Genomic DNA, 8,427 nt, shown 5'->3' on the forward strand with positions numbered 1-8,427 from the left:
GATGATGTACCAGTCGACCTTCGGCAGCGTCTCGAAGGAGAGCCGCGCGCTCGTTATCATGCTGGCTCTTGCTGAAATCCTGGCCCGCTCCGGCGAGCGCATCGGCTGCCCTGGCGTGATGGAGCCTATCTCCGCCCGCAATGCCGCCGAGCGGCTCGCGACTGCGCTGATGCACGCCCCCTTGGCCGGCGGCCTGCCGGAAATCGGCATGATCCGCGGCTCGAGCGATCTCGTTCTGATCGGCGATTTCCTCGACGACGCGCCGACGATCATGGCACGCCTCGGCCCGCTTGCCCGGCGTGGTCTTCGCGGCCATGTGGTCGAGATCGCCGATCCTGCCGAGGAGCTCTTCCCCTATACCGGACGCACCGAATTCAAAGATCCGGAAACCGGCTCAAGATTGGTGTCCGGCCGCGCGGAACACATCCGCGAAGCCTATAGCCGCGCTTATCTCGCGCGCCGCGACGGCCTCGGCCAATCACTCCGCCATCTCGGCTGGACATTCGTCACTCACCGCACCGACCATCTGGCATCCGAAGCGCTGGTTGCGGTTCATATGTATCTCTCCGGCATGCCGGCCAAGGCGACGCACGGAGGGCAGCTGTGAGCGGACTTCCCTTCGCATTCGCCTATCCAGCAATTCTTGGCGCACTCGTGGCGCTGCCGATCATCTGGTGGCTGCTCAGGCTCACGCCGCCACGACCGAAATCGGAGTATTTTCCGCCGCTGAGAATCCTGGCGACCGTGCTGAAGCGCGAGGAGACGCCGGCCCAAAGCCCCTGGTGGCTGACGCTGCTGCGCATGCTTCTTGCCGCCGCCGTGATCCTCGCCATCGCCGACCCGGTCTTCAATCCCCGCGCCACTTCGCTCGCCGGCGGCGGCCCGTTGGTGCTCTTCGTCGATAACAGCTGGGCCACGGCACCCGATTGGGCACGCCGCGTCCAGACCGCCGAGGCGCTGATCGACGAGGCCGAGTCCGCAGGTATCCCGGTTGCGGTCGCGTTTACCGCCGATCCGACCAACAATGCGGTGCCCGGGACCGCGACGGCTGCCCGCGACAAGCTTCGCGCCGCAGAGCCGCGGCCGCTTGTTCCCGATCGCGGGCGTGCCTTCGAAGCTTTGCGGGTAGCGCTGAATGGAACGAAACCAGGCACCCTCGCATTTCTTTCCGATGGAGCAGCGGCAAAGGAAAATGATGCGACCGTCCGTCAACTGGCCGACCTGCAGCCGGCCGAGTTCCGGCTCGTGGAAGGCGACGCGACGCAGACAATTGCCATTACCGGCGCCACGAATGCCGCGGACGCGATGACCGTGACCGCAACACGCCTGGACAGCACTGGTGCCGCCTCTCTGCCCCTGACGGCGCAAGATGCGCAGGGCCGCCCGATTGCCGCCGGCACTGTCGACTTCAAGCCTGGGCAATCGGTCGCCACCGGCTCGATTGCCGCCCCCTTCGAGATGCGCAATGATTTCGCCCGCGTCAGTATCGACGCCCACGCGACGGCAGGCGCAGTGCAGCTTCTCGACGACGGCTTCAAGCGCCGCCGCGTCGTCCTGCTTTCAGGCGAAGCGGGCGATGACTTCCAGCCGCTTCTCTCCCCGCTATATTACATTCAGCGCGCCTTGCAGCCTTATGCCGATTTGATCCAGCCGAATACGCCCGATCTCGCGACCGCCATTCCTGACCTGCTGTCGCAGAATCCCTCGGTCATCATCATGGCGGATATCGGCCGCCTGCCGCAGGAAACCTATGAGCCGCTGCAGCGCTGGATTGCCAATGGCGGCACGCTGATCCGCTTCGCAGGCCCGCGCCTGGCCGCCGCCCCGGCTGACGATCCGCTTGTGCCCGTGACGCTGCGGCAGGGCGAGCGCGCGCTTGGCGGTTCGCTTTCCTGGGCCGAACCACAGCCGCTTGCGGACTTTCCCAATTTCGGTCCCTTCGCCGGTATGGCCAAGCCGACGGATGTCACCGTCAAGCGCCAGGTTCTCGCCGAGCCGACGCCCGATCTTGCCGAGCGTACCTGGGCAAGCCTTGCTGACGGCACCCCGCTGGTGACGACCAAGCCGATCAACGCCGGTCGTATCGTGCTCTTCCATGTCAGCGCCGAGGCGACCTGGTCCAACCTCCCGATTTCCGGTAATTTCGTCGAGATGCTCAGGCGTATTGTCCAGCTCTCCCGCTCCGGCGGTGTGACCTCCGAAGCCGGCGCGGCGTCGACTGCCGAAGCGCTGCCGCCCTTCCGGCTGCTGACGGCAAAGGGCGTGCTGACGACGGAGACGGGCACCGCCCGCCCGCTCATCCCGAATGCAAAGGCTGAACCCATTTCCAGCTTCGATAACCCGCCCGGACTCTATGGTTCAGAAGACGGCTTTACCGCGTTGAATGTATTGCCGAATAATGCCGAACTGAAGCCGCTGGACATGGCTGGCGCCAATCTCGTCCGGCAGGGCCTGATCGGCGGTGAGACCTGGTCCGCCAAGCCCGCGCTTTTCCTCATCGCCTTCCTGCTGCTCTTGGCAGACAGCCTCATCGTGATGTTCATGGGCGGCGCTTTCTCGCGCCTGCGCTCGGCGGCCCGCCCTGCAGCGCTCGTTGCCGTCGCGATCGGCGCTGCCCTCTTCCTGCAACCGCTCGATGGTCGCGCCGATGACTCCAAGCCCGGTGACGATCAGATTTTCCAGCGGTTGGACAACACACATCTCGCCTATGTCGTCACCGGCGAGCAGGATGTCGACAATATCTCCGAGCGCGGTCTCGAGGGCCTGACGGAGTTCCTGACATTCCGGACGACACTGGAGCCCGCGCCGCCGGTCGGCCTCGATCTCACCAAGGACGAGCTTTCCTTCTATCCGATCATCTATTGGCCGGTTTCCGCCTCCGCGCCGATGCCATCCGCGGCTGCGATCAATCGCATCGACGCCTATATGCGCGCTGGCGGCACCGTGCTTTTCGACACGCGGGACCAATTCACGGCGCTGGACGACAATGGCGGCGCCACAAGCGCCAACGGCGAGCGCCTGCAGCAGATCCTTGCAAACCTAGACATTCCACCGCTCGAGCCGGTTCCTTCCGACCACGTCCTGACAAAGTCGTTCTATCTGCTGTCTAGCTTCCCGGGCCGCTATAGCGGAAGTCCCCTCTGGATCGAGTCACGGCAGGACAATCGTGCTTCGGACCCGAAATCCACCGCCTCCGCCGACGGTGTTTCACCGATCCTCATTACTGGCAACGATTTTGCCGGGGCCTGGGCGGTCGATGAGAACGGCGTACCGATGCTGCCGACCGTTCCGCCGGATGAGATGCAGCGCGAATATGCTTACCGCGCGGGCGTCAACATCATGATGTACATGCTGACCGGCAACTACAAGACCGATCAGGTCCACATCCCAGCGCTCCTCGAACGGCTGGGACAGTGACATGACGCTTGATTTTTCGCCTTTCCTTCCTTGGCCGGTCCTTGCCGCACTGGCGGCTGTGGTTGTGCTGGTCGCAGCCTTCGCGATCTGGCGCGGTATCCGTGGCGCCTGGATCCGCACGCTGGCGGCCCTCGCATTGCTGGCAGCGCTCGCGAACCCGCTCCTCATGCAGGAAGACCGCGACCAGCTTTCGACGATCGTTCCTGTCATCGTCGATCGCAGCCAGAGCCAGCAGACCCCGGACCGCATCAAGGTGACCGAGGATGCGCTGGCGCAGCTCAAGGATCGCCTCGCGCGCTTCCCGAATATCGAGCCGCGATACGTCGATGTCACCGAACCGGAAGATTCCGACACACCGTCCACCCGTCTGTTCACGGCGCTGTCGGCTGCCGTTGCCGACGTGCCTCCGGCGCGTATCGGCGGCGCGATCATGCTCACGGACGGCCAGGTGCATGATGTGCCGGGGATCAACCAGGCGCTTGGCTTCGACGCGCCGATCCATGGCCTCATCACCGGCAAGCCCAACGAGTTCGACCGCCGCATCGAGGTGATCAAGGCGCCGCGCTTCGGCATCGTCAACGAAGAGCAGCAACTAGTCCTTCGCGTTTTCGACGATGGCCCGAGCCCCGGCGATACGGCCAAGATCACCGTGAAGCTGAATGGCGACGAGATTGCCACGCTGCAAGCGACTCCGGGTCAGGATACGCCGTTTTCCTTCAGGGTTGCGCGCGGCGGCAGCAACGTATTGGAATTCTCGGTTGCCGGGCTGCCGGGTGAAGTGACGGAGGCAAACAACCGCGCCGTCCATGTCATCGACGGCATCCGCGAAAACCTGCGTGTACTTCTGGTCTCCGGCGAGCCGCATGCCGGCGAACGCGCCTGGCGCAATCTTTTGAAGTCTGACGCTTCTGTCGACCTGGTCCACTTCACCATTCTGCGCCCGCCCGAAAAGCAGGACGGCACGCCGATCAACGAGCTTTCGCTGATCGCCTTTCCGACGCGCGAACTGTTCGTCGACAAGATCAAGGACTTCGACCTGATCATTTTCGACCGCTACCAGCACCGCGGCGTGCTACCGATCCTCTACTATGATTACATCGCCCAATATGTCGAAAACGGCGGCGCGCTGCTGATTGCCGCAGGTCCCGAACATGCCGGTCAGGATTCGATTGCGCTGACGCCACTTGCGTCCGTACTTCCGGCGCAGCCGACCGGCCGGATGATCGACAAGGCGTTTTATCCGCGCCTTTCCGAGGAAGGCCGAAAGCATCCCGTTACGCGCGGCCTCGATGGTTCCGCCGACGAGCCGCCGCATTGGGGCCGCTGGTTCCGTAGCGTCGATGTTGAACCGCCGCAAGGCCAGACGGTGATGGTCGGCGCCGACAATCATCCGCTGCTGGTCTTGAACCGCGCCGGCCAGGGCCGCGTCGCCATGCTGCTCTCCGACCAGGGCTGGCTCTGGGCCCGCGGCTTCGAGGGCGGCGGTCCGCACGTCTCGCTCTATCGCCGCATCGCCCACTGGCTGATGAAGGAACCGGCTCTCGAAGAAGAGGCTCTGACGGCCCGCGCCTCCGGCCGCACGCTTGAGATCACCCGCCAGACGCTCGGCGACAATCCGGGCGACGCCACGATCCGATACCCTTCTGGCAGGACGGAAACGCTGCCGCTGACGCAATCCGAACCCGGTCTCTTCAAGGCCGAGAAGAAGATGGACGAGATCGGCCTCTTCGAGATCCGCAACGGTGACCTCATGACGCTCGTCCATGTCGGCGCGGTCGATGCGCCGGAATTCAAGGCGATGATTTCGACCGGTGACGTGCTGAAGCCGATCGCCGGCAAGACGCGCGGCCTTGTTGCCCGCGTTTCGGATGCGAGCGGAGCGGTCGAGGTTCCGCCGATCCTGCCGGTCCGCGGCCAGATTCGCGTTGCCGACAACGACCGCATGCAGATCAAGCTGACGAACGAGACCGTCCTGAAGGGCATCAATACCTTGCCGCTCTTTGCCGGCTTTGCCGGCGTCGGTGTGCTGCTGCTTGCCTTCGGCGCCATGTGGTGGCGCGAAGGGCGATGAGGCCATGCCGGAATTCGAACTGACTGGATCGCCCTCCCCGGAAGAGCTTGCCGCCATCCAGGACGCGCTCGGCGCCTTCAACATTGAGGACGTCGGCCCTTCGGAACGTCAGCCGCTTGCCCTCCTCATCCGCGACACGGACGGCAAGGTAACAGGCGGGCTTTCCGGTTATACCGCCTGGGGTTGGCTCTTCACGCAGAACCTGTACATCCCGGAGACCCAGCGCGGCAAAGGCTTGGCCGGAAAGATCCTTGCCAACGCCGAGGAAGAGGCCAAAGCCCGCGGCTGTCACGGCGCCTGGATCGATACCTTCAATCCTCAGGCGCTCCGCGCCTACCAGCGGGCGGGTTACGAGATCTTCGGCGAATTGCCGGAGTTTCCGAAAGGTCGGAGCCGGACGTTCCTGCGCAAGAGTCTCGCTTAGGGTCAGGAGCCTAGGCGAGCGAGACCTGCCGCGTTTCGGTATCGATCGCGAGCGCCGCGATGGCCGCGACGATCAGAAACCCCGCAAAGAGCCCGATCGCAACCCCGAGCCCCTGCGATACCACCAATGCCATCAGTGACGGGGCAATAAGGCCGCCGAGCCGTGCTATGGCGCCTGCCGCACCCATGCCGGTGGCGCGCGATGCCGTCGGATAAAGTTCCGGCGTATAGGCATAGAGCGCACCCCATGTCCCAAGCAGGGCGAAGCTCATGATCAGCAGCGATGCTCCGATCAGCATATCGTCAGGCGAAAGCACGAAGAGCAGGCATCCCGCTGCAGAAAGCAGGCAGAAGCCGACCAGCGTCGGCCGCCTGCCCCATTTCTCGACGCCATAGGCCGCAAGCGCGTAGCCGGGGATCTGGGCGAGCGCCACGAATACCAGAAAGCCATAACCGCGCACGAAGCCGAAGCCGTCGCCGGCAAGCTTTGCGGGCATCCAGGTGAAGACGCCGTAGTAGGAAACCGAAACGAGGAACCAGATCGCCAGGATCATCAGGCTCCGGCGGCGAAGCGAGGCGGTAAAGAGGCCTTCGGCAGCGGCATGCGGCGCCGGCACGATTTGGTCGGCGGCACCAAGCTCCGGCTTGCCGTGACGTCTGAGCATGCGGTTGACGATCGCCTTGGCTTCTTCGGCGCGGCCCTTTCGCAACAAGTAGAGCGGTGATTCCGGCACGAAAAATCGCAGTCCGATTCCGAGGATCGCCGGTACCGCCGTCACCGCGAAAATATAACGCCAGGGATCTGTAACGCCCGCAACGCTGGCAGCCCATGCGGCAAGGGCGACGATCAGCGTGCCGATCGCCCAGAATCCCTCAAGCGCCACCAGCCATCGGCCGCGATTCTTTGCGGGCAGGAACTCCGCCATCATCGAATAGTCGACCGGCAAGGTACCGCCGACGGCCACCCCGGTCAGGAACCGCAGAACCAGCAGACTGGCGAAATACGGAGCGAAGATCGAGAGCGTGCCGAACAAGGCATCGCATCCGACCGTCAGGATCAGCACATTGCGCCGTCCGATCCTGTCGGCGAGCCGGCCGAAGACCACGGCGCCGATGAGCATGCCGAGGAAGAACAGGGTTCCGGTCTGCAGCGCCTGCGGTACGGTCAACTGGAACGTGGCGGCAATCGAGGCGGCCGTGAAACCGACGGCAAGGACCTGCATGGCATCGGCCGCCCAGACGAGCCCGAAGATCGCCATCAACCGCCGTTGAAAGGCACCGGTTCCGGCACGATCCAGCGCCTCGTCCATTGAAATTCCGCCCATGCTGCCGCCTCTGTTAGAGCTGACGAAACCTGACCCATGGCGGGCCTCATGGAAAATCAGTGACTTGATAGAACAAATAGCCTATTCGCGCCAGCCGATTGTGCCCTTGAGACGCTGATGGGTACCTTCGGCAATCGGCACGACGAGAACGCGGGCGGGATCGACCGGGCCGGGAAACGCAAGCGCATTATAGGCGACCTTCTCGAAGCCAAGCGGGCAATAGTACGGCGGATCGCCGACGAGAATGACGGCCTCCGACCCCCTGCGCCTCGCAGCCTCCACCGCGATCCGCACCAGTTCGCGTCCGATGCCCATATTCTTGTGCGAAGGCCGCACGGCGAGCGGCCCGAGCAGATGCCCTTTCACAGCCCCTGCCATGACGGGCGTCAGTCGCACTGAAGCGATCGTCTCGCCGTCATCGGTGCAGATGAAGGAGAGCGACAGATCGTGCGGCCCCTGCTCGCGGATGCGGGCGGCAGCACGTGTATGCCGGCCGGGACCGAATGCTTCTTCGTTGATGTGTTCGATAGCTGCGTCATGAGACGCATCCTCAGTGAGGTAGACCAGATCGTGCTTGTGCATGATGAGACAGAAACCGGATAGACAGAAGCGATGGGTTCTCGAGCACGCCCTTGGGCGTTCGGGAGCATCAGCGTCGTCGCAGGCTTCTGGTTGCGTGCATCAAAATCGGGTTCCTGAGCGAATGTGAAAAGGCCGATAGCAGGAAAAATTTCCCTCGTCCAACGCAAAATGAAATCATCCCAAAAGACAGTGTGACGCACTGTTCAATCTTTGCACCCTGCAAAGCCGGGCCGCCTGCGATATGTTCACTCCAACGACGAGTTCTGGAGGAATATAATGGGCATGCTGGTTGACGGCGTCTGGCAGGACGTCTGGTACGACACGAAAGAAACGAAGGGCCATTTCAAGCGCGCAGCCTCTCAGTTTCGCAACTGGGTCACGGCTGATGGAAAGCCGGGACCGACAGGCACCGGTGGTTTCAAGGCCGAGGCCGACCGCTATCATCTCTACGTGTCACTCGCCTGCCCCTGGGCGCACCGCACGCTGATCTTCCGCAAGCTGAAGAAGCTTGAGAATATCATCTCCGTATCGGTCGTCGATCCGCTGATGGCCGAAAACGGCTGGGAATTCAAAGTCGGCGACGGCGCCACCGGCGATCAGCTTTACGGC

General features: G+C 63.5%; 5 protein-coding genes and 2 pseudogenes. 5 read left to right on the top strand and 2 right to left on the bottom strand.

The window, feature by feature from the left end; all coding sequences use genetic code 11:
- The 4 genes from ACPYOJ_RS33090 to ACPYOJ_RS33105 all read left to right on the top strand — a co-directional run.
- Window positions 1-607, top strand: a 607-nt coding sequence (locus ACPYOJ_RS33090; protein ID WP_481420023.1) for a DUF58 domain-containing protein, incomplete at its 5' end; no start/stop codon positions are given.
- On the top strand, window positions 604-3,417 hold the full coding sequence (locus ACPYOJ_RS33095) for a DUF4159 domain-containing protein (RefSeq protein WP_481420024.1): 2,814 nt from the start codon (window positions 604-606) through the stop codon (window positions 3,415-3,417). The genes ACPYOJ_RS33090 and ACPYOJ_RS33095, both read left to right, overlap by 4 nt.
- Window position 3,418: 1 nt before the next feature.
- Complete coding sequence (locus tag ACPYOJ_RS33100; protein ID WP_481420025.1) at window positions 3,419-5,488, top strand: hypothetical protein; 2,070 nt, start codon at window positions 3,419-3,421, stop codon at window positions 5,486-5,488.
- A 4-nt stretch (window positions 5,489-5,492) separates the two neighbouring features.
- The gene (locus tag ACPYOJ_RS33105) at window positions 5,493-5,912 is read left to right on the top strand and encodes a GNAT family N-acetyltransferase (protein WP_481420026.1); all 420 of its coding nucleotides are present in this window, start codon (window positions 5,493-5,495) and stop codon (window positions 5,910-5,912) included.
- A 10-nt stretch (window positions 5,913-5,922) separates the two neighbouring features.
- Here the strand turns inward: ACPYOJ_RS33105 and ACPYOJ_RS33110 are convergent, their stop codons facing one another.
- Complete coding sequence (locus ACPYOJ_RS33110) at window positions 5,923-7,236, bottom strand: MFS transporter (protein WP_481420027.1); 1,314 nt, start codon at window positions 7,234-7,236, stop codon at window positions 5,923-5,925.
- Window positions 7,237-7,317: 81 nt separating this feature from the next.
- A pseudogene (locus tag ACPYOJ_RS33115) lies at window positions 7,318-7,886 on the bottom strand (GNAT family N-acetyltransferase).
- A 208-nt stretch (window positions 7,887-8,094) separates the two neighbouring features.
- Here ACPYOJ_RS33115 and ACPYOJ_RS33120 point away from each other — a divergent pair.
- Window positions 8,095-8,427: pseudogene (locus ACPYOJ_RS33120) on the top strand (glutathione S-transferase family protein); the annotation flags it as partial.

This window comes from Rhizobium sp. SVR5-9E, from assembly GCF_056755095.1.

What these genes read in the sequence shown, in the direction of transcription:
- ACPYOJ_RS33105 (WP_481420026.1), top strand. Translation starts at nt 5,493, where the DNA reads ATGCCGGAATTCGAACTGACTGGATCGCCCTCCCCGGAAGAGCTTGCC.
- ACPYOJ_RS33100 (WP_481420025.1), top strand. Translation starts at nt 3,419, where the DNA reads ATGACGCTTGATTTTTCGCCTTTCCTTCCTTGGCCGGTCCTTGCCGCA.
- ACPYOJ_RS33110 (WP_481420027.1), bottom strand. Translation starts at nt 7,236, where the DNA reads ATGGGCGGAATTTCAATGGACGAGGCGCTGGATCGTGCCGGAACCGGT.